This window comes from Methylobacterium indicum (assembly GCF_001043895.1).
Taxonomy (GTDB): domain Bacteria; phylum Pseudomonadota; class Alphaproteobacteria; order Rhizobiales; family Beijerinckiaceae; genus Methylobacterium; species Methylobacterium indicum.
Genome location: NZ_JTHF01000086.1, coordinates 1 through 19474, shown reverse-complemented (window position 1 = coordinate 19474; position 19474 = coordinate 1). Strand labels below are relative to the sequence as shown.

The 19474-nt window shown below is 71.6% G+C and carries 19 protein-coding genes; 7 read left to right on the top strand and 12 right to left on the bottom strand.

The features are described 5' to 3' along the window. Positions 1-184 precede the first annotated feature (184 nt). Positions 185-760, bottom strand: coding sequence for an HD domain-containing protein (locus QR78_RS10845; protein WP_179945838.1), 576 nt, complete (start codon positions 758-760; stop codon positions 185-187). Between the two features lie 333 nt (positions 761-1093). Here QR78_RS10845 and panC point away from each other — a divergent pair, with 333 nt between their 5' ends. Next, a complete protein-coding gene (gene panC / locus QR78_RS10840; protein WP_048427529.1) occupies positions 1094-1957 on the top strand; it encodes a pantoate--beta-alanine ligase in 864 nt (287 codons plus the stop codon). A 102-nt stretch (positions 1958-2059) separates the two neighbouring features. Here panC and dapD read toward each other — a convergent pair whose 3' ends face one another. From dapD to QR78_RS10825, 3 genes are all read right to left on the bottom strand, one after another. Then, the gene (gene dapD / locus QR78_RS10835; protein WP_048427528.1) at positions 2060-2905 is read right to left on the bottom strand and encodes a 2,3,4,5-tetrahydropyridine-2,6-dicarboxylate N-succinyltransferase; all 846 of its coding nucleotides are present in this window, start codon (positions 2903-2905) and stop codon (positions 2060-2062) included. Positions 2906-2971: 66 nt separating this feature from the next. Continuing rightward, positions 2972-3424: a Crp/Fnr family transcriptional regulator gene (locus QR78_RS10830; protein WP_048427527.1), complete on the bottom strand. Its 453-nt coding sequence runs from the start codon at positions 3422-3424 to the stop codon at positions 2972-2974. 169 nt (positions 3425-3593) lie between these two features. Beyond that, entirely contained in the window at positions 3594-5126 is a 1533-nt protein-coding gene (locus QR78_RS10825; protein WP_048427526.1) for a GGDEF domain-containing protein, read from the bottom strand. A 241-nt stretch (positions 5127-5367) separates the two neighbouring features. Between QR78_RS10825 and QR78_RS10820 the strand changes: the two genes are divergently transcribed. Continuing rightward, positions 5368-6456, top strand: a complete 1089-nt coding sequence (locus QR78_RS10820) for an alanine racemase (RefSeq protein ID WP_425284176.1) — start codon at positions 5368-5370, stop codon at positions 6454-6456. A 36-nt stretch (positions 6457-6492) separates the two neighbouring features. Here QR78_RS10820 and QR78_RS10815 read toward each other — a convergent pair whose 3' ends face one another. Then, entirely contained in the window at positions 6493-7179 is a 687-nt protein-coding gene (locus QR78_RS10815) for a response regulator transcription factor (RefSeq protein WP_048427524.1), read from the bottom strand. A gap of 168 nt (positions 7180-7347) precedes the next feature. Beyond that, complete coding sequence (locus QR78_RS10810) at positions 7348-7998, bottom strand: 3'-5' exonuclease (RefSeq protein ID WP_048427523.1); 651 nt, start codon at positions 7996-7998, stop codon at positions 7348-7350. 75 nt (positions 7999-8073) lie between these two features. Here QR78_RS10810 and QR78_RS10805 point away from each other — a divergent pair, with 75 nt between their 5' ends. Beyond that, a complete protein-coding gene (locus QR78_RS10805) occupies positions 8074-8607 on the top strand; it encodes a L,D-transpeptidase family protein (protein ID WP_048427531.1) in 534 nt (177 codons plus the stop codon). A gap of 175 nt (positions 8608-8782) precedes the next feature. Continuing rightward, positions 8783-8983, top strand: coding sequence for a hypothetical protein (locus QR78_RS10800; RefSeq protein WP_048427522.1), 201 nt, complete (start codon positions 8783-8785; stop codon positions 8981-8983). A gap of 10 nt (positions 8984-8993) precedes the next feature. Here QR78_RS10800 and QR78_RS10795 read toward each other — a convergent pair whose 3' ends face one another. Further along, the gene (locus QR78_RS10795; RefSeq protein ID WP_048427521.1) at positions 8994-9689 is read right to left on the bottom strand and encodes a YggS family pyridoxal phosphate-dependent enzyme; all 696 of its coding nucleotides are present in this window, start codon (positions 9687-9689) and stop codon (positions 8994-8996) included. A 162-nt stretch (positions 9690-9851) separates the two neighbouring features. Here QR78_RS10795 and leuS point away from each other — a divergent pair, with 162 nt between their 5' ends. The 3 genes from leuS to holA all read left to right on the top strand — a co-directional run bounded on the left by leuS (position 9852) and on the right by holA (position 14288). Beyond that, on the top strand, positions 9852-12443 hold the full coding sequence (gene leuS, locus QR78_RS10790) for a leucine--tRNA ligase (protein WP_048427520.1): 2592 nt from the start codon (positions 9852-9854) through the stop codon (positions 12441-12443). A 272-nt stretch (positions 12444-12715) separates the two neighbouring features. Further along, positions 12716-13252 carry an LPS assembly lipoprotein LptE gene (locus QR78_RS10785; protein ID WP_048427519.1) on the top strand — a complete coding sequence of 179 codons (537 nt, stop codon included), beginning with the start codon at positions 12716-12718 and terminating at the stop codon, positions 13250-13252. 7 nt (positions 13253-13259) lie between these two features. Beyond that, positions 13260-14288, top strand: coding sequence for a DNA polymerase III subunit delta (gene holA, locus QR78_RS10780; RefSeq protein ID WP_048427518.1), 1029 nt, complete (start codon positions 13260-13262; stop codon positions 14286-14288). A gap of 156 nt (positions 14289-14444) precedes the next feature. Here the strand turns inward: holA and QR78_RS10775 are convergent, their stop codons facing one another. The 5 genes from QR78_RS10775 to QR78_RS10755 all read right to left on the bottom strand — a co-directional run. Then, the gene (locus QR78_RS10775; protein ID WP_048427517.1) at positions 14445-15344 is read right to left on the bottom strand and encodes a ParB/RepB/Spo0J family partition protein; all 900 of its coding nucleotides are present in this window, start codon (positions 15342-15344) and stop codon (positions 14445-14447) included. Between the two features lie 35 nt (positions 15345-15379). Then, positions 15380-16228 carry a ParA family protein gene (locus QR78_RS10770; RefSeq protein ID WP_048427516.1) on the bottom strand — a complete coding sequence of 283 codons (849 nt, stop codon included), beginning with the start codon at positions 16226-16228 and terminating at the stop codon, positions 15380-15382. After that, complete coding sequence (gene rsmG, locus QR78_RS10765) at positions 16225-16866, bottom strand: 16S rRNA (guanine(527)-N(7))-methyltransferase RsmG (protein ID WP_048427515.1); 642 nt, start codon at positions 16864-16866, stop codon at positions 16225-16227. The genes QR78_RS10770 and rsmG overlap by 4 nt, the downstream gene beginning before the upstream one ends. After that, positions 16863-18743 (bottom strand): tRNA uridine-5-carboxymethylaminomethyl(34) synthesis enzyme MnmG, encoded by a 1881-nt coding sequence (gene mnmG, locus QR78_RS10760; protein ID WP_048427514.1) that lies wholly within the window; start codon positions 18741-18743, stop codon positions 16863-16865. Before mnmG ends, rsmG begins: the two co-directional genes overlap by 4 nt. 107 nt (positions 18744-18850) lie before the next feature. After that, a partial coding sequence (locus tag QR78_RS10755; RefSeq protein WP_048427513.1) for a GTPase occupies positions 18851-19474 on the bottom strand: 624 nt, incomplete at its 5' end.

Below are 19474 nucleotides of genomic sequence, written 5' to 3'. Positions count from 1 at the left end.
TACCTCGCGCTGATCGCCGCGGCGGGCGACGCGGCGTTGCGGACGGGCGCCACCCGTCTCGCTCTCGCCCAGGCCTCGATGGCGGGTGCCGCCGCGCGGGTGGGCGGTGAGCCCCATCCCCTCACCAGCCCGGTCGCCGGCCTGCGCGCCGCGGCGGCGGCCGTACGGGGCGCGTGAACCGACCCTACCCGGCAGGCCGCTCGGCCATCCGCGCCCGCGTGTCCTCGTCGAGCACGGCGCGGATCGCCGCCGTCAGCGGGTGGCGGGCGGTGTGCTTGGCGCCGTAGGCGAGGTTGAAGGCGTAGTCGAAGCCCGGCGGGTTGCGGCCCTGGTTGTGCTGGAGGATCGTCTCCAGCTTGTCGAAGCCCTTGGCCAGGACCGCCTCCGGCGAGGTGCCGGCCTCGTACTCCTCCCACAAGCCCAGGATCTCGTCCCGGCGCGCCGGCGGCAGGGTATCCGTGAGGGACAGGAGATCGCGCCGCTCCTGCGCCGCCTTGTCGGCCGCCCGGGGATCGGTCGCCGGGATGTCGCCGCCGACCGCCTCGCCGAGATCGTGGACGAGGCACATCTTGATCAGCCTGAGCGGGTCGAGTCCGTCCGCCCCGTCGGCCAGCACCATCGCCATCAGGCAGAGCCGCCAGGTGTGCTCGGCCGTGCTCTCCGGCCGGCCGGAGGCGGCGTGGCCGCTGCGCAGCGTGCTCTTGAGCGCCTCGGCCCGGCGCAGGAAGTCGAGGGTACCGACGAGGTCGTCCGGGCTCATGATGGGGATGACTCCTCGCTCAGCGCGGTGCCGTGCGGCGCAGCCTCGACCGCAGGATCGCCCTACAAGATCGCCATATCCGATTCGCTCGGCGTGAGGCGGATGGAGGGACGATACGAGAGATGAATCGCTCGCCTGCCCCAAAGTCCGCCGGCGATCCGGGGTAGGATCACTCGGCCGGGCCGGACTTCCATCTGCAATCCCGTTCGACGGAATCGCAGCCGGGCTCCTCCCAAGGCTCTTCTCCCAAAACTCTCCTCCCAAGGCTCCCCTGGCGCGGCTCCGGCGCGCCGATTACCGTCGCGCCGGTTCGACCGACAGGAGCCCCGCGCGATGACGCCACCCCCCTCCCCTTCCGCCGTCCTCCGTCTCGGCGACGTGTCCGCCCTGCGGGGTCGGGTGCGCGACTGGCGGAGAGCCGGGGAGACCGTGGCTCTGGTGCCGACCATGGGGGCCCTGCACGAGGGGCACCTCGCCCTGGTGCGGCATGCGCAGGAACGGTGCCGGCGGGTGATCGTCAGCATCTTCGTCAACCCGACGCAGTTCGGCCCCAACGAGGACTTTTCGCGCTACCCCCGCGTCCTGGAGGACGACATCGCTCTCCTGGCCGAGGTCGGGGCGGATGCCGCCTACCTGCCCGACGTGGCGACGATGTATCCGCCGGGCTTCGCCACGACCGTGACGGTGGCGGGCCTGACCGAGGGGCTGTGCGGCCCGGTGCGGCCGGGACATTTCGCGGGCGTCGCCACCGTGGTGACGAAGCTCCTGCTCCAGGCCCTGCCCGATCTCGCTCTCTTCGGCGAGAAGGATTTCCAGCAGCTCCAGGTGATCCGGCGCGCGGCGCGCGACCTCGACGTCCCGGTGGCGATCGAGGGCGTGCCGACGGTGCGGGAGGCCGACGGCCTCGCCCTGTCGTCGCGCAACCGCTACCTCTCGACCGAGGAGCGGCACGCCGCCCCGACGATCCACGCGGTGCTGCAGCGGGTGGCCGCGGCGGTGCGCGGCGGCGCGGCGACGGCACCTGCCCTGGCGGAGGGCCGCGCCGCGCTCGAAGCGGCGGGCTTCGGGCCCGTGCAGTACCTGTCGGTGGCCGACGCCGAGAGCCTGGCGCCCCTGGAGCGGGTCGAGGGCCCGGCCCGCGTGCTGGTGGCGGCCTATCTCGGCCGCACCCGCCTCATCGACAACGTCGCGGTCTGACGCGACTGCGACGGCGGGCGGGGTCCGGCCCCGCCCGCTCCCGAAACATCGGTCCCGCTCGGGACGTCAGTCCCGCTCGGGATGTCAGTCCCGCACGGGATGTCAGTCCCGCAGAAGGTCGTTGATCGCGGTCTTGGCCCGGGTGCCGGCATCGACGCGCTTGACGATGACGGCGCAGTAGAGCGACGGGCCCGGGGTACCGTCCGGCAGCGCCTTGCCGGGCTGCGTGCCCGACACCACCACCGAGTAGGGCGGCACGCGGCCATACGAGACCTCGCCGGTGGCCCGGTCGATGATCTTGGTCGAGGCGCCGATATAGACGCCCATCGAGAGCACGCTGCCCTCGCCGACGATCACGCCCTCGGCCACCTCGGCGCGGGCGCCGATGAAGCAGTTGTCCTCGATGATGACCGGGTTGGCCTGGAGCGGCTCGAGCACCCCGGCGATGCCGGCGCCGCCGGAGATGTGGCAGTGCTTGCCGATCTGGGCGCAGGAGCCGACCGTGGCCCAGGTGTCGATCATCGAGCCCTCGCCGACATGGGCGCCGAGATTGACGAAGGACGGCATCAGCACCGCGCCCGGCGCGATGTGGGCGCCCCGGCGCACCACCGCGCCCGGCACGGCCCGGAAGCCGGCGGCGCGGAAGCGCGCGGCGTCCCAGCCCTCGAACTTCGACGGCACCTTGTCCCACCAGCCGCCGCCGCCGGGACCACCCTCGATCAGCGCCATGTCGTTGAGGCGGAAGGAGAGCAGCACCGCCTTCTTCAGCCACTGGTTGACGTGCCAGTCGCCGCCCTCGACCTTCTCGGCCACCCGGGCCTCGCCGGAATCGAGCAGCGCCAGGGCGGCGTCGACCGCCTCGCGGACCGGCCCGCGCGTGTCGGCCCCGACATTCGCGCGGTCCTCCCAGGCGGCTTCGATGGTCCGGGCGAGATCGGCGTGCGACATGGGAGGCGTCCAGGGCGGGAGGGAAGTCGTATCGGCGTCCCCTCTATCAAAGCCTCGGCCCCGCTGTCACGTCGGGTCAGCGGCGCGGCTGCTGGCAAAGGTACGGGTGAGGGCGGCGAGCTCGTCGGCCAGCACGTCGTGGATCACCGCGGCCGCGTCGGGAAACACCTCGAGCACCCGGCGCATCAGGGCCTGGGTGACGACCATCACCTCGGCGGGGTCGGCGCCGGCCCGCGCCGTGCTCGGCCGCTCCAGGGGGAGGAACAGGGCGGTCTGCCCGATCAGGGTGGATGGCCCGGCCTCGACCGGGACGCCGCGGGGCGAGCGGGGCTCCAGCACGACGGTGCCGCGCGTCACCACGAAGCCGCCATCGGCCGGCGTGCCGCGGGTGAACAGCACGGCGCCGGGCTCGAGACGGCGGCGCTCGGCCGCGAACGAGATCAGCCGCAGGGCGTCCCGATCCATCAATCCGAACAGCGGCGCGGCGGCCAGAATCGCGATGTCGTCGTCGAGCGCCAACGGCCTCGCTCTCCCCTGCCGCAACCCCGGCGCGGTCCTTCCGCGCCCGGGCGGCCCGGCCAAGCTCTAGCCGATCCGGCGCGCCGGCACCATGCGCGCCGGCCCCTCTTCCGATGTCCGATCGGTCACGCCGGGTGGCAGGAACCCGCCCGGTGCGGGCTTGCGCCCCTCACGCGACCCTCGCGCTCTCCGCGCCGCCCAGGCGGGCCACCACGCGGTTGCGGCCGAGGCGCTTGGCCTCGTAGAGCGCCGCGTCGGTGGCCGCGAAGCACGCGCCGCCGCTCTCGCCCGGGCCGGCCTCGGCGACGCCGAGGCTCACCGTGATGCCGCCGCCCTCGTTGCCGGCATGCGGGATCAGCAGGCGCGCGACCGCCAGGCGGATGCGCTCGGCCCGGGCGACCGCCTCGGCGCTCGACGCGCCGGGCAGCAGTACGGCGAATTCCTCGCCGCCGATCCGGCAGGCGGTCTCCTCCGGCCCGCGGATCTGGCGCTGCAGCACCCGGGCGATGGCGCGCAGCACCTCGTCGCCGGCGAGGTGGCCGTAGGTGTCGTTGTAGAGCTTGAACCGGTCGGCATCGAGGAGGACGAGGCTGAACGTCGCCCGGCGCGGCATCGGCCCCCGGGCCTGCTCCTGCGCCCGCGCGAAGGCCTCGTCGAAATGGCGCCGGTTCGGCAGGCCGGTCAGCCCGTCGGTATGGGCGAGGCGGGCGAGATCGCGGTTGGCGTCGAGCGCGCGCGCCTCGGCCCGGCTGCGCCGTTCCAGCTCGCGCTGGAGCCGCAGGGTCAGCCCGATCATGCCGCCGCACAGGATCGCCACCAGCACCGCGATGGCGATGGCCTTGGGCCGCCACAGGGCCGTGATCACCTCGGTCGGCACCACGGCCGTCGCCACCAGCGGATGGCGGCCGACCCGGCAGTAGGTGAACAGGGCCTCGACCCCGTCCGGGTGGCCGGGCGCGACGAACTGGCCCGATCGGTGCTCGAAGAAGCGCCGGAAATGCGCGAGGGACGACAGGTCCTCGCCGATCATGCGCTCGATGGGCGGGCTGCGCACCAGGAGTTCGCCGCTGTCGCGGAAGAACGCGATGCGGCTCTGGTCGCCGATGCTGAGGCGGGCGAACAGGCCGTTGAAGTAGCCGATATCGATGGTTCCCATCACCACGCCGGCGAAGGCCCCGTCCGCGTAGGTGAGGCGCCGGCTGAGGGGGATCACCCAGCGGCCGTCCGGCGCCATGCGGAACGGCTTGCCGATATAGAGCCCGACATCTCCCCGCTGCTTGTGAGCCAGGAAGAAATCCGCCTCGGGGAAGGCCAGGGCCCGCGGTACCGCGTTGGTGGAATCGACGAAGGCCTGTCCCTGCGGGTCGAGGGCCAGGATCGCGCCGAGGCCGTTCGCCGTCGCGGCCCGGTCGAACAGGGCGAGCTGGCGCAGCTCCGGCGGGCTCTCGTCGATCGCCGGGTTCTGCAGCCCGTCCACCACCGCCTGGAGCGACAGGTCGTAGAACTCGATGTTGCGGTCGACCATGTGCTCGACCGCCTCCAGCAGGTTCTGCGACACCCGACCGACCTGCTCCCAGGCGCTGCGGCGCATCTGCATGACCGTCAGGCCCGAGGCGGCGCCGATCACCAGGGTGACGGCGACGATCGATCCGGCCAGCGCGCGGGAGGCGGCAGGACCCCGCCGACGGGCTCGAGGGTGCATCGGCGCTCCGTTGCGCAGTGCCTGCAATACGACCGGTGTATGACCCGAAGTCTAAGATTGGGTTGCGTCCGAGCCTTACCCGGATGCCGTTTCGGCCGGTGGCCGGCACGCCCCGTTTCCGGCTACGGTCCCGGCCGGACACCTGCAGGGAAGGGACCGTCATGGGCGGCACGGAAGCGATCGATCGGGCGCGCAGGGTGAGGATGGGGCGGGCCCGGCCCGGACGGGGGACGTCGCGATGATCGCCCCCGTCTTGCGCGAAGAGATCGCCCGCCGCTACGGCACGCCCGCGGTCGTCATCGACCTCGACCGGGTCGAGCGCAACATCGCCCGGCTCCAGGCCGCCTGCGACGCGGCCGGGCTCGCCAACCGCCCGCACATCAAGACGCACAAGAGCCCGGTCCTCGCCCGGATGCAGATCGCGGCCGGCGCGCGGGGCGTGACGTGCCAGAAGATCGGCGAGGCCGAGGTGATGGCGGCGGCCGGCATCGACGACATCCTGGTGAGCTACAACCTGGTCGGCCCGCACGCGGTCGGGCGTCTCGGGCGGCTCCTGCGCGAGAGCCCGGCCCGGCTCACGGTCGCGGCCGACAACCCGGTGACCGTGGCGGGCCTGGAGGAGGCCGCGCGGGCCGGCGGGCGCACCCTCGACGTGGTGGTGGAATGCGACACCGGCCGCAAGCGCGCCGGCGTCGAGACCCCGGGCGAGGCGGTGGCGCTCGCCCGCGACATCGCGAGCCGCCCCGGCCTCGCCTTCGCGGGCCTGCTCCTCTACCCGCCGGCCGGGGACGCCGCCGGGGCCCAGACGTTCCTCGACGAGGCGAAGGCGGGCCTCGCCGCCCTCGGGCTCGAGCCCCGGATCGTCTCGACCGGCGGCACGCCGAACCTGCCGGAGCTCGGCCAGATTCGCGGCGCCACCGAGCACCGGGCCGGCACCGTGATCTTCAACGACCGGATGATGATGGCGGCGGGCGTCGCCACCCTGGAGGAGTGCGCGCTGGCCGTGCTCGCCCGGGTGGTGAGCCGGGCGGGCCCCGAGCGCGGCATCCTGGATGCCGGCTCGAAGACGCTCACCAGCGATACCGGCGGCGGGCTCGACGGGTTCGGGCTCCTGCCCGACCATCCGGGCGCGCGCATCCACGCCTTTGCCGAGGAGCACGGCTTCCTCGACCTCTCGGCCTGCGCCGACCGACCCGCGGTCGGGACGCTCGTCGAGGTGGTGCCCAACCACGTCTGCGTCGTTGTCAACATGGTCGACACGCTGGTGACGGTGCGCGGCGGCGCGATCGTCGGCACGCTGCCGGTGGCGGCGCGGGGAATGATCGCGTGAGCACGCCGCGCGTGAACGCGGGGCGGTGAGCGAGGCTCAGGGCAGCAGCTTGTAGCCGCCGCCCTCCGTCACCAGGATCGAGGCGGTCGCCGGGTTCGGCTCGATCTTCTGGCGCAGGCGGTAGATGTGGGTCTCGAGGGTGTGGGTGGTGACCTGGGCGTTGTAGCCCCACACCTCGGCGAGCAGGGTGTCGCGCCCCACCACCTGCCGGCCGGCGCGGTAGAGGAAGCGCAGGATCGCGGTCTCCTTCTCGGTGAGCTTCAGCTTCGAGCCGCGCTCGCCGACGAGGAGCTTCGCGCCCGGCCGGAAGGTGTAGGGGCCGATCTGGAACACCGCGTCCTCGCTCGCCTCGTACTGGCGCAGCTGGGCGCGGATGCGGGCGAGCAGCACCGCGAGCTTGAACGGCTTCGTCACGTAGTCGTTGGCGCCGGCATCCAGCCCCTGCACGGTGTCGGTGTCGGAGGCCTGGCCGGTCAGCATGATCACCGGGCCGCGAAAGCCGCCCTGCCGCATCTGCCGCACGGCCTCGCGCCCGTCGAGGTCGGGCAGGCCGACATCCATCACCACGAGGTCGATCCGCTCGGCGGAGACCCGCTCCATCGCGCCCTGCGCGGTCTCGGCGGTCACCACGTCGAAGGAATCCGAGAGGGCGAGCTGCTCGGTCAGGGTGTCGCGCAGGGTCGGATCGTCGTCGACGACGAGCAGGCGGTGGGCGTTCGACATCGAACCGGCACTCTCGAACAGAACGGTCGGCCGCCGGCCGGGCTCGGCCCCGCCGCCGGCCGGGGCGGCGATCCGGGACGGAGCGCAGCCTGGCAGCGTGCGGGGCAGAGTAGCGGAGCGCCGGGCCGCGGCAAGGGCCGGGCCCCTCCCTGTCCACGGCATCGGGGCTCAGGCGCGGGGCGGCAGCGGCCCCTCCGGCCGGGGCGGAACGGGCCGCAGGTTGCTCGGCGCGGTCAGTTCCGGGCGCGCCACCGCCACCGGGCAGGCCTGGAGCCAGAGATAGGCCCGGAGCGCCAGCCAGGCGTCCTCCAGCGCTCCGTGGCGGGTGCCGACCCGGGCGAGTCCCATGCGCCGGCACACCGCGTCGAGGGCGGCGCGGCCCCTCTCGCCCCGGCGGCGATAGGCCTCCATGGTGCAGTAGACCTTGGCCGGGACGGCCGGCAGGCCGGCCGCCGCCATCTCGCGGTCGAGGACGGCGAGATCGAAGGCGGCGTTGTGGGCGACGACGAGGTCGGCCCCCGCCAGGATCCCCGCCAGCGCCGCGAGGTGCATCGCGGCCGGATCCTGATGGCGCAGGAGCCAGTCGTCGTAGCCATGCACGGCTTGCGCCGCCGGGTGGCTCGGCCGGCCCGGATCGAAGATCAGGTGGTGACAGGCGATCTCCGGCCGGCCGGTGGCGAGCGAGGCGGTCGCGAGCGCCACCACGCCCACGCTCACCATCCGGTCGCCCGCGGCAAGGCCGGTGGCCTCGACATCGAGGGCGACGAGACGCGGCGGCAGCCAGCCGAGCCAGTCGGGAATCGGGGTCGGCTCAGGCATCGGTCGCGGGTTCGCCCGGGTTCGTGGATCGGCGGCCCTGGAGCCGTCGCGGCGGGAGCCTTAAAGAGGATGGCGATGAAGCGCACGACCCTTCCGCACCTGCGGGTCCGCCCGAACCCCCTCGACCGCCGCCGCGGCACCCTGATCGCCGGCCCGGTCCTGATTCCCTGCGCCCTGGGCAAGGGCGGCCAGCGGCAGGTGAAACGCGAGGGCGACGGGGCGTCGCCCCGCGGCACCTTCCGGCTGCGCGGCGGCTTCTACCGGCCCGACCGGCTCGGGACGCGCCCACCGACCCCCCTCCCCTTGCGGGCGATCCGCCCCGGCGACGGCTGGTGCGACGACCCACGCGACCGGCGCTACAACCGGCCTCTCGCCCTCCCGGCCCCCGGCATCAGCGCCGAGGCGATGTGGCGCGACGACGGGCTCTACGACCTCGTGATCGACCTCGACTACAACCGCGGCCCGATCCGCCCCGGACGCGGCAGCGCCATCTTCCTCCACGTCGCCCGCCCGGGCTTCCGGCCGACCGAGGGCTGCGTCGCCCTGCGCCGCCCCGACCTGGTGCGGCTCCTGCGCCGCCTCGGCCCCGGCACGCGTCTCACGATCTGAGAAAGATCTTCTCCGGTTTCGCGGGGCGAGGGATGGAGATCCTCACCGTCGCGCGATGCTGCACGGCACAACGAAATCTTTAGATTTGGTAACGCTGCCACACTCGCGCACCTCGAAAACATGCGCTAGGGTTCGACTGCCACACAAAAGCCGCACCGGACGCAGGGAGAGACGCATGCTCGACGCCTATACCGCGACCGAGATCGTTCGGGCCCGCCAGATCCATGCCGTGGAGGGGCCGCGCGGCACCCTCTGGAACGGCTCGGCCCGTTACCGCGACGGGCTGCCGAATTCCCCCGTCCTGCTGACGGACGAGGATCGCGTCCGCTTCCTGGAGCAGGCGCGGGAGGAGATCCGCTGCCTGCACGCCAATTGACGACGGCGCGTCAGTCCGCCGTCGCCGCCTTGGGCTGACGCGCCCCGAAGATCGCGCTGCCGACCCGCACATGGGTCGCCCCCATCTGGATCGCCGCCGGGTAGTCGGCGCTCATCCCCATCGACAGGATCGGCAGGGCGTGGCGGCGGGCGATCGCCGCCAGCAGGCCGAAATGCGCCGAGGGCGGGTCCTCCGCCGGGGGAATGCACATCAGGCCGCAGACCGTGAGGCCGTGCGTATCCCGGCACTCCGCCAGGAACGCGTCGAGCCCGCCCGGCGCCACGCCGCCCTTCTGCGGCTCCTCGCCGGTATTGACCTGCACCAGCAGGCGCGGATGCCGGCCGCTGCGCTGGATCTCCTTGCCGAGCGCCGCGGCGAGCGAGGTCCGGTCCAGGGTGTGGATCACGTCGAACAGCTCGACCGCCTCGCGGGCCTTGTTCGATTGCAGCGGGCCGATCAGATGCAGTTCGGCATCCGGATACGCCTCGCGCAGGGCCGGCCACTTGGCCTTCGCCTCCTGGACGTAGTTCTCGCCGAAACAGCGTTGTCCGGCTTCCAGCGCCGGCTGGATCCCCTCGGGCGGAATCGTCTTCGACACCGCGATCAGGGCGACGCCCGCGGGATCGCGCTCGCTGTCCTCGGCCGCCCGGGCGATCGCCGCCCGCACCTCGGCCAGGTTCGACGTGACGGTCTGCGGGTCGATCATGACCGGCTGCCTCTCCATTGTTGACCCTCGGGACCAAACCGTGTCCTAGTCCGCCGGCGCCGCGCCGAGCAAGCTCAACCGTTTGCGGCCGTGACGTTTTCCCTTCATCCCTGCCGCCGGTGCTCACGGCGCCGGCGCCGACCGGTCGCAAAGACGCCGCCCATGGCCGAACGTTACAACGCGAAGGATTCCGAGCCCCACTGGCAGCAGGTGTGGGCCGAGCGCGAGATTTTTCGCACCCGCAACGAGGATCCCCGTCCGAAATACTACGTGCTCGAGATGTTCCCCTATCCGTCGGGGCGCATCCATATGGGCCACGTCCGCAACTACGCCATGGGCGACGTGGTGGCGCGCTACAAGCGGGCCAAGGGCTTCAACGTCCTGCACCCGATGGGCTGGGACGCCTTCGGCCTGCCGGCCGAGAACGCCGCGATGCAGAACAAGGTCAACCCGCGGGACTGGACCTACGCCAACATCGCGACGATGCGGACGCAGCTCCAATCGATGGGCCTGTCGCTCGACTGGAGCCGGGAGATCGCGACCTGCGATCCCGAGTACTACAAGCACCAGCAGCGGATGTTCCTCGACTTCCTGAAGGCCGGGCTGGTCTCGCGCCGCACCGCCAAGGTGAACTGGGACCCGGTCGACCACACCGTGCTGGCCAACGAGCAGGTGATCGACGGGCGCGGCTGGCGCTCGGGGGCGCTGGTCGAGCAGCGCGAGCTGACCCAGTGGTTCTTCAAGATCACCGACTTCGCCCAGGATCTGGACGACCGGCTCGACACCCTGGAGCGCTGGCCGGAAAAGGTCCGGCTGATGCAGCGCAACTGGATCGGCCGTTCGGAAGGGCTGGAGCTGCGCTTTGCCCTCGAAGCGGCGCCGGAGGGCGCGGGCTCCGAGGTGACGGTCTACACGACGCGACCCGACACCCTGTTCGGCGCGAAGTTCCTGGCGGTCGCCGCCGACCACCCGCTCGCCGCTTCGGTCGCCGCCGGCAACCCGGCCCTGCAGGACTTCATCGCCGAGTGCCGGCGCATGGGCACGGCGCAGGCCGCGATCGACACGGCGGAGAAGCTCGGCTTCGACACCGGCCTCAAGGTCCGCCACCCCCTCGACCCGTCCTGGACCCTGCCGGTCTACGTCGCCAACTTCGTGCTGATGGAGTACGGCACCGGCGCGGTGTTCGGCTGCCCGGCGCACGACCAGCGCGACCTCGACTTCGCCAACAAGTACGGTCTCGGCAACACCCCGGTCGTGTGCCCGCCGGACCAGGACCCGGCCGCCTTCGTGATCACCGACACCGCCTATGACGGCGACGGCCGGATGATCAACTCGCGCTTCCTCGACGGGATGGACACCGACACGGCGTTCAAGACTGTTGCCGACCGGCTGGAGGCCGAGACCCTGGACGGCGCCTCGGTCGGCCGACGCCGGGTGCAGTTCCGCCTGCGCGATTGGGGCGTGTCGCGCCAGCGCTACTGGGGCTGCCCGATCCCGGTGATCCACTGCGACTCGTGCGGCGTCGTGCCGGTGCCGGTCGCGGATCTGCCGGTGAAGCTGCCCGAGGAGGTGTCCTTCGACGTGCCCGGCAACCCGCTCGAGCGCGATGCCGCCTGGCGCAACGTGCCCTGCCCGTGTTGCGGCAAGCCGGCCCGGCGCGAGACCGACACGATGGACACCTTCGTCGATTCGTCCTGGTACTTCGCCCGCTTCACCGCGCCGTGGCTGACGGACGCGCCGACCGAGAAGGCTGTGGCCGATCACTGGCTGCCGGTCGATCAGTATATCGGCGGCATCGAGCACGCGATCCTGCACCTGCTCTACTCCCGCTTCTTCATGCGGGCGATGCGCCAGACCGGCTGGGCCGGTGTCGACGAGCCCTTCGCGGGCCTGTTCACCCAGGGCATGGTCGTCCACGAGACCTATCGCGACGAGGCCGGCGCCTGGGTGCAGCCGGTCGACGTGCGGATCGTCAGCGAGGATGGCGCCCGCAAGGCGTTTCACGTGAAAACCGAGGCGCCAGTCTCGATCGGTGCGATCGAGAAGATGTCGAAGTCGAAGAAGAACGTCGTCGACCCGGACGACATCATCGCTTCGTACGGCGCCGACACCGCCCGCTGGTTCATGCTCTCCGACTCCCCGCCGGAGCGCGACGTGATCTGGACCGAGGACGGCGTCCAGGGGGCCTCCCGCTTCGTCCAGCGCGTCTGGCGCATGGTGAGCGAAGTCGCCGAGGGCGGGACCGAGGCGGCGCGCGACGACAACCCGGCGGTGCTGAAGGCGGCCCACAAGGCCCTCGCCGCGGTGGGCGAGGATATCGAGCGCCTGCGCTTCAACCGCTGCGTCGCCCATGTCTACGAGCTGGCGAACAGCCTGCAGGAGGCGGTCGCCACGGAACGCGGCCACGCCCCCTCCCCCGCCCTGCGGGAGGCGACGCGGATCCTGGTGCAGCTCATCGCCCCGATGATGCCGCACCTCGCCGAGGCCTGCTGGACGGCGCTGGGGCAGGACGGCCTGGTCGCCGAGGCGGGCTGGCCGGAGGTCCGCCACGACCTCCTGGTCGAGGACAGCGTGACGATGCCGGTGCAGATCAACGGCCGCAAGCGCGCCGACGTGACGGTGCCGCGGGACGCCGACCAGGCCGCGGTCCAGGCGGCGGTGCTGGCGCTCGAGCCGGTGCAGCGCGCGCTCGAAGGCAAGCCGCCCCGCAAGGTGATCGTGGTGCCGCTGCGCATCGTGAACATCGTCGTCTGATCGATCGACACGATCACGGCAGCGAGCGGGGCCCGGCGATCCGACGATCGCCGGGCCTTTCGTTTGACACCGTAGTCCCCGATATTCTCACCGCCTTCGTCCCCCGGCCCTGCTGTCGCCGCAGAGATTTTTTAGGATCACCCCCTAACCTGGCGGCCCGGAAGGCAGGGCTTGCCGGGACCGCCCCTCCCCACGGTCACGCCTCTTGGCAGGACCTCGGCGGGGCGGTAACGGGACGCGTGGTGGCAGGACGGACCTTCATGACAGGCTTGATGGCAGGCAGCACGGTGAAGACGGCGCGGAACCTCACTCTCGTCGCCACCCTGGCGCTCGGTCTCTCGGCCTGCTTTCGTCCGCTCTACGGGCCGACCGCTTCCGGCGCACCCCTGAGCGCCGTACTGGCCTCGATTCAGGTCGACCCGGCCAAGACGGCCCAGGGCCAGGAACGTCTCGGCCACTACCTGCGCAGCGAGCTGGTGTTCGACCTCGACGGCTCCGGCCAGCCCTCGGACAAGAAGTACCGCCTGACCTTGACCGCGAGCGAGACGGTGCAGACCCCGATCGTCAGCTCGATCACCGGCCGGGCCGAATCCGCGACCCTGTTCGGCACCGCCTCCTACAAGGTTCAGACCTTGTCCGGCGACCGCACCCTCACGGAGGGTGTCGCCCAGGGTACCGCGACCTACGACCGCTCGTCCCAGCGCTTCGCCAGCCTGCGGGCTGCCCGCGACGCCGAGATCCGGCTCGCCAAGCTGCTCTCCGAGCAGATCAAGACCCGCGTCGCCGCGATCCTGGCGACCCAGCCCTGAGCGCGTCATGACAGCCGTGAAGGCCGGCGAGGTCGAGGGGCTGCTGCGCCGCGGCCCCGACCCGCGCATCGCCGTCATCCTGGTTTACGGCCCGGATACCGGCCTCGTCGCCGAGCGCGCCCGCCTGCTCGCCGAGAAGGCGGTCGACGATCCCACCGATCCCTTCGCCCTGGTCAAGCTCGACGGCGACGTGCTGGCGAGCGACCCCGGCCGCCTCATTGACGAGGCCGGCACCGTCGGTCTGTTCGGCGGCAAGCGTGCGGTCTGGGTACGTTCCGGCAGCCGCAACTACGCCCCGGCGGTCGAGGCCGCCCTCAAGCAGGAGGGTGCCGACACACGGATCGTGGTCGAGGCCGGCGACCTCGCCAAGTCGGCTCCCTTGCGGGTGGTGTGCGAGCGCTCGCCCCGGGCGCTCGCCATCCCCTGCTACGCCGACGATGCCGGCACGCTCGCCGACCTGATCGACCGGACGCTGCGGGCCGACAACCTGCGCATCACACGCGACGCCCGCGATCTCCTCGTCTCCGGGCTTGGCGGCGACCGGCGGGCCAGTCTCGGGGAGATCGAGAAGCTCGCTCTCTACGCGCGCGGCCAGGGCGAAATCGGAATCGACGACGTCGAGGCGATCGGCAGCGACGTCTCGGGCTCGATGCTCAACACCCTGGTCGATGCCGCCTTCGCCGGCCGCATCGCCGAGACCGAGCGCAGCTATCGCCGCTTCCAGATCGAGGGCATGGACGCGTCGGTGATGCTGGGCGCCGCGCTCCGCCACGGCCTCACCCTGCTCGCCACCCGCCTCGACGGCGAAGGCAAGAGCCCGGGCGCGATGGTGGCGGGCTGGCGCGGCCTGCATTTCCGCCGCCAGCGCATCGTCGAGACGCAGCTCGCCCGCTGGAGCCCAGCGTCGTTGCGCCGGGCGGTATCGCTGCTGCAGGATGCCGTGCTGGGCGCCCGCCGGGCCGGCGGCGACTTCTCCCACGCCATCGCGGCCGACCTCTTCCTGCGCCTCGCCAGCGAGGCGGCGCGGCGGGGGTAGCCCCCTCCCCTTCGTCGCGACAGCGGGCCGATCCCCGAAAGACAGGCGTATTGCCCATTACCGCCTCTCGGACGCGATTGTCAGCGTCACGAGATCGGCGGCAGCCTGCCGGGGCCGTCGCGAAGAAGGCCGGACCATCCGGCCCGGCCTTCCTCCTCACTCCCCGATCTGCATTTCCAGCCGTCGGCACAATCCGTCGAGCTGGTCGAGGCTCGTGTAGCGCAAGCGCACCTCGCCACCGCCGCCCTTGGCCTCGATCGACACGACGACGCCGAGCACGTCTTCCAGCCGCCGCTCCAGGGCACGGGTGTCGGCATCCTTCTCGGCCGCAACCTTGCGCGGCCGGCCGGGACGCGGCCCGGTGCCGGTCTGCTCACCGGCGGCGAGCGCCTCGACCTCGCGCACCGTCATCCCGTCCTCGATCACCCGGCGGGCGATGCCTTCCGGGTCCTTGACCGAGAGGAGCGCACGGGCATGGCCGGCGGTCAGGGTACCGGCGACGACGTGCTCCTGAACGGCCGGGGGCAGCTGCAGCAGGCGCAGCGTGTTGGCGAGATGGCTGCGGCTCTTGCCGATGATCTCGGCGAGTTCGGTCTGGGTGTAGCGAAACTCGCTCATCAGCCGCTCGTAGCCCGCCGCCTCCTCGATGGCGTTGAGGTCGGCGCGCTGGACGTTCTCCAGGATCGCGAATTCGAGCGAAGTGCGGTCGTCGATCTCGACCGTGACGACCGGCACCTCGTGCAGGCCGGCCCGCTGCGCCGCGCGCCAGCGCCGCTCGCCGGCGACGATCTCGAACGCGTCCGGCAGGTTGGCGAGCGCCCGCACGACGATCGGCTGGATCACCCCGCGGGTCCGGATCGAGGCCGACAGCTCCTCGAGCTCGGTCTCGGCAAAGTGGCGGCGCGGGTTGCGCGGGTTCGGCCGCAGGAACTCGATCGGCACACGCCGCTGACCGGCCTTCGGCTTCTCGGTGGCGGCCGGGACGTCCTCGCCGAAATCACCGATCAGCGCCGCGAGACCCCGCCCGAGGCGCGGTCGCGCTCCCTCCTCCGCCATGCCCTTCATCCTCTCAACAACTCCGTTACGACGGTTCAGGCGGCGGCCGGGAGGCGGCCTTCCCGTTGGATGACCTCGGATGCGAGGCGCAGATAGGCCTGCGAGCCCGCGCATTTGAGGTCGTAGAGCAGCACGGGCTTGCCGTGCGACGGGGCTTCGGAGACCCGCACGTTGCGGGGAATCATGGTCTCGTAGACCTTGTCACCCATGAATTCCCGCACGTCGGCGACGACCTGGGCCGACAGGTTGTTGCGCGGGTCGAACATCGTCAGCACCACGCCCTGGATCGCCAGGCGTGGGTTGAGGGCGCCCTTCACCTGCTCGACGGTGCGCAGCAACTGGCTCAAGCCCTCGAGGGCGAAGAACTCGCATTGCAGCGGCACCAGCACCGCGTGGGCCGCAGCCAGCGCGTTGAGGGTGAGGAGATTGAGCGAGGGCGGGCAGTCGATCAGCACGTAGGTGAAGCGCTGATCCTCCGGCATCTCGCCGCGATCGAGCGGTTCGAGCGCGCGACGCAGGCGCTGGGCCCGATCCGGCGCGCTCGCCATCGCCATCTCGAGACCGAGGAGATCCATGGTCGAGGGGACCAGGGACAGGCGCGGCACGGCGGTGACCTGCACCGCCTCTGCCAGCGGCGCCTCACCGGCCAGCACGTCGTAGGTCGAGAGACGGCGTTGGCGCCGGTCGATGCCGAGGCCGGTCGAGGCATTGCCCTGCGGGTCGAGATCGATGATCAGCACGCGCTCGCCGATCGCCGCCAGCGCGGTGCCGAGGTTGATCGCCGTCGTGGTCTTGCCGACGCCACCCTTCTGGTTGGCGAGCGCGATGATGCGCAGGGGCCGCGGGCTATCGCTCGCCTGCGCCTCGGGGGGTTCCGCGATCATGGGAGAAGGTCGCTCACACTGGAGATGCGGACGATTCTGGCGTCAGAATCGGTCCGACTCGGGATCAGATCCGCGGCAAATCTCCACCTTTCCTCCGCATCGGTCAATTCGGTTAAGACATCACGCCCTTTGGGAAAAAGCCCCGTGGCGCCATTTTTCAACAACGGGGCGGTCCAGGACAGGAGTTGGGACAGGGGGGCGAGGGCACGCGCGGTGACGATCTGCGAATCGGCGAACCCGTCGATCACCGCCTCGATCCGCGCGACGTGCACCTTGGCCGGCGCCCCGGTGAGCCGGGCCGTTTCCTGCAGGAAGGCGCCCTTGCGGCCGTTGCTCTCGACGAGATCGACGCGGAAGCCCGGCCGCTCGCGCCCAGCGATGGCCAGGATCAGGCCTGGGATGCCGGCACCGCTGCCGAGGTCGAGCCAGCGCGTCGCCTCGGGCGCCATCGCCAGGAGCTGGAGCGAATCGGCGACATGGCGCGTCCAGACCTCGGCGAGGGTCGAGGGACCGACGAGGTTCTTGATCGACTGCCAGCGGGTGAGCTGGGCGACGTAGAGGTCGAGCGCGGCCGCTGTTTCACGTGAAACGCCCGCCTCGCGCAGGACGGCGTCGCGGCCGGGAGCAGGGTTCTTCATTCGGCCGGAACCTGGATCGACGGAATACGGCGGGCATGGGCCGCCAGCAGAGTGAGTGCCGCCGGGGTGACGCCCTCGATGCGTGCCGCTTGGCCGAGGGTGAGGGGGCGCACCGTATCGAGCTTGAGGCGTAGTTCGTTCGACAATCCGGCGATACCGCCATAATCGAGGTGTGCCGGGAGTGTCACGGCTTCGTCCCTCCGGAACGCCGCGATGTCGGCTTTCTGCCGGTCGAGATAGACCGCATAGGTCGCGTCCGTGCAGATTCGATCCGCGAGGGCAGGGGGGATCGCCGCGAGCTGAGGCCAGATCGCAGCGAGCCGATCCCAGCCGATCTCGGGATAGGATAGCAGCTGGAACGCCGAGCGGCGGATCCCGTCGCGGTTGAGCGCGATCCCGTGACGCTGGGCCTCGGTCGGGGTCAGGCTGAAAGTGTCGAGCATGCACCGGGCCATCGCCAGGGCTTCCTGCCTCGCCGCATGGTGCGTGGCCCGCCCGGCAGAGATGCAGCCCAGGGCAAGGCCGCGGCCCGTCAGTCGCTCGTCGGCGTTGTCGACGCGCAGGCTGAGCCGATACTCCGAGCGCGAGGTGAACATGCGATAGGGCTCGCTGACCCCATGGGTCACGAGATCGTCGATCATGACGCCAATATAGGACTCGGCCCGGTCGAACACCGCCAGATCGGCCTGGCCCGCCAGGCGGGCGGCATTGAGACCAGCAACCAATCCCTGACCCGCCGCCTCCTCGTAACCCGTGGTGCCGTTGATCTGCCCGGCGAGAAACAGGCCGGCGATGCGCCGGGTCTGGAGCGTCGCATCGAGCTCGCGCGGATCGACGTAGTCGTACTCGATGGCGTAGCCCGGGCGCAGGATCACCGCACGCTCGCATCCCGGCAGCAGGCGGACGATGCCGTGCTGGACCTCCTCCGGCAGGGAGGTCGAGATGCCGTTCGGATAGACCGTCGGATCGTCGAGCCCTTCCGGCTCGAGAAAGACCTGGTGGCCGTCGCGGTCGCCGAACCGCACCACCTTGTCCTCGATCGACGGGCAGTAGCGCGGACCGCGGCTGGTGATGCCGCCGGAATACATCGCCGAGCGATGCAGGTTGGCGCGGATCAGGTCGTGTGCCGCCTGGCCGGTGCGGGTGACACCGCACTCGATCTGCGGAGTGCTGATGCGCTCGGTCAGGGTCGAGAACGGCACCGGCTCGTCGTCGGCGGCCTGCTTGTCGATGCCGTGCCAGTCGATCGTACGACCGTCGAGTCGCGGCGGCGTGCCGGTCTTCAAGCGGCCGAGGGCGAAGCCGTGCCGGTCGAGAGTCGCGGACAGGCCGAGGGCCGGCCCTTCGCCGATCCGGCCCGCAGGCGTGGTCACCTCGCCGATATGGATCAGGCCGCGCAGGAAGGTCCCGGTGGTCAGAACGACGGCCCGGCAGGGGAGGGCACGGCCATCGGCCAGGACGGCGCCGGCGACCTGTCCGTCCTTGACCGTCAGATCGGCGACCTCACCCTCGACGATCGTGAGGTTCGGCGTCTCGGCGAGCGCCACCTGCATCGCCCGGGCGTAGCGCTTGCGGTCGGCCTGGGTTCGCGGCCCGCGCACGGCGGGGCCCTTGCGGCGGTTGAGCAGGCGGAACTGGATACCCGCTCGATCGGCGGCACGGCCCATCAGCCCGTCGAGGGCGTCGACCTCGCGCACGAGGTGACCCTTGCCGAGGCCACCGATGGCCGGGTTGCAGGACATCGCCCCGAGCGTGGCGCGGCGATGGGTGACCAGGGCGGTGCGGGCCCCGTAACGCGCGGCGGCGGCGGCCGCCTCGGCGCCCGCATGCCCACCGCCGACGACGATCACGTCGAAGGAGGAATCATCTCTGTGCATGGGGTGATTAGGCGCTGCCCCCGGGTGGCGTCAATCACGCCGTCGGTCTCGTTCGCGTTTCACGTGAAAACTCCCCCGGTTGGTGCTCAGGCACCGATCCGACAGGGCTACTTCCCGATGCAGAACCCAGCGAACAGCCGGTCGAGCATTTCCTCGACACCGACCCGGCCTGCGACCTCCCCGAGCGCACGGACCGCGAGGCGCAGATCCTCCGCCACGAGTTCCGCCGGCAGGGTCCCGCCATGCGTCACGACGCGATCGAGTTGTCGCTCGCAGGCTTCCAGCGCCAAGCGCTGCCGCTCGCGGGTGACCAGCGCATCACCGCTCCCGAGCGACGCCGCTGCGTTCCGCTCGATCTCCGCGAGGAGCCGGTCGAGGCCTTCACCCGTCCGGGCCGAGATCGCGATGTCTTCCCCGGTGGCATCGCCCGGCTGGTCACGCTTGGTCGCGACGACGCGTACCGGGGCGGACAGGGGAGGGGGCGCATCCCCGCCCGGTTCGCGCAGCCAGAGCACGAGATCGGCCTGCTCGATGCGGCGCCGGCTGCGGGCGACACCCTCGACCTCGATCGCGTCATTGGTTTCGCGCAGGCCGGCAGTGTCCACCAACAGAACCGGCAGGCCGCCGAGATCGCAGCGCACCTCGATGGCATCCCGGGTCGTCCCCGGGACCTCCGAGACGATAGCGACGTCCCGTCGTGCGAGGGCGTTGAGCAGCGTCGACTTGCCGGC

What these genes read in the sequence shown, in the direction of transcription:
- QR78_RS10845 (WP_179945838.1), bottom strand. Translation starts at nt 760, where the DNA reads ATGAGCCCGGACGACCTCGTCGGTACCCTCGACTTCCTGCGCCGGGCC.
- panC (WP_048427529.1), top strand. Translation starts at nt 1,094, where the DNA reads ATGACGCCACCCCCCTCCCCTTCCGCCGTCCTCCGTCTCGGCGACGTG.
- dapD (WP_048427528.1), bottom strand. Translation starts at nt 2,905, where the DNA reads ATGTCGCACGCCGATCTCGCCCGGACCATCGAAGCCGCCTGGGAGGAC.
- QR78_RS10825 (WP_048427526.1), bottom strand. Translation starts at nt 5,126, where the DNA reads ATGCACCCTCGAGCCCGTCGGCGGGGTCCTGCCGCCTCCCGCGCGCTG.
- QR78_RS10815 (WP_048427524.1), bottom strand. Translation starts at nt 7,179, where the DNA reads ATGTCGAACGCCCACCGCCTGCTCGTCGTCGACGACGATCCGACCCTG.
- QR78_RS10810 (WP_048427523.1), bottom strand. Translation starts at nt 7,998, where the DNA reads ATGCCTGAGCCGACCCCGATTCCCGACTGGCTCGGCTGGCTGCCGCCG.
- QR78_RS10805 (WP_048427531.1), top strand. Translation starts at nt 8,074, where the DNA reads ATGAAGCGCACGACCCTTCCGCACCTGCGGGTCCGCCCGAACCCCCTC.
- QR78_RS10800 (WP_048427522.1), top strand. Translation starts at nt 8,783, where the DNA reads ATGCTCGACGCCTATACCGCGACCGAGATCGTTCGGGCCCGCCAGATC.
- QR78_RS10795 (WP_048427521.1), bottom strand. Translation starts at nt 9,689, where the DNA reads ATGATCGACCCGCAGACCGTCACGTCGAACCTGGCCGAGGTGCGGGCG.
- leuS (WP_048427520.1), top strand. Translation starts at nt 9,852, where the DNA reads ATGGCCGAACGTTACAACGCGAAGGATTCCGAGCCCCACTGGCAGCAG.
- QR78_RS10785 (WP_048427519.1), top strand. Translation starts at nt 12,716, where the DNA reads ATGGCAGGCAGCACGGTGAAGACGGCGCGGAACCTCACTCTCGTCGCC.
- holA (WP_048427518.1), top strand. Translation starts at nt 13,260, where the DNA reads ATGACAGCCGTGAAGGCCGGCGAGGTCGAGGGGCTGCTGCGCCGCGGC.
- QR78_RS10775 (WP_048427517.1), bottom strand. Translation starts at nt 15,344, where the DNA reads ATGGCGGAGGAGGGAGCGCGACCGCGCCTCGGGCGGGGTCTCGCGGCG.
- QR78_RS10770 (WP_048427516.1), bottom strand. Translation starts at nt 16,228, where the DNA reads ATGATCGCGGAACCCCCCGAGGCGCAGGCGAGCGATAGCCCGCGGCCC.
- rsmG (WP_048427515.1), bottom strand. Translation starts at nt 16,866, where the DNA reads ATGAAGAACCCTGCTCCCGGCCGCGACGCCGTCCTGCGCGAGGCGGGC.
- mnmG (WP_048427514.1), bottom strand. Translation starts at nt 18,743, where the DNA reads ATGCACAGAGATGATTCCTCCTTCGACGTGATCGTCGTCGGCGGTGGG.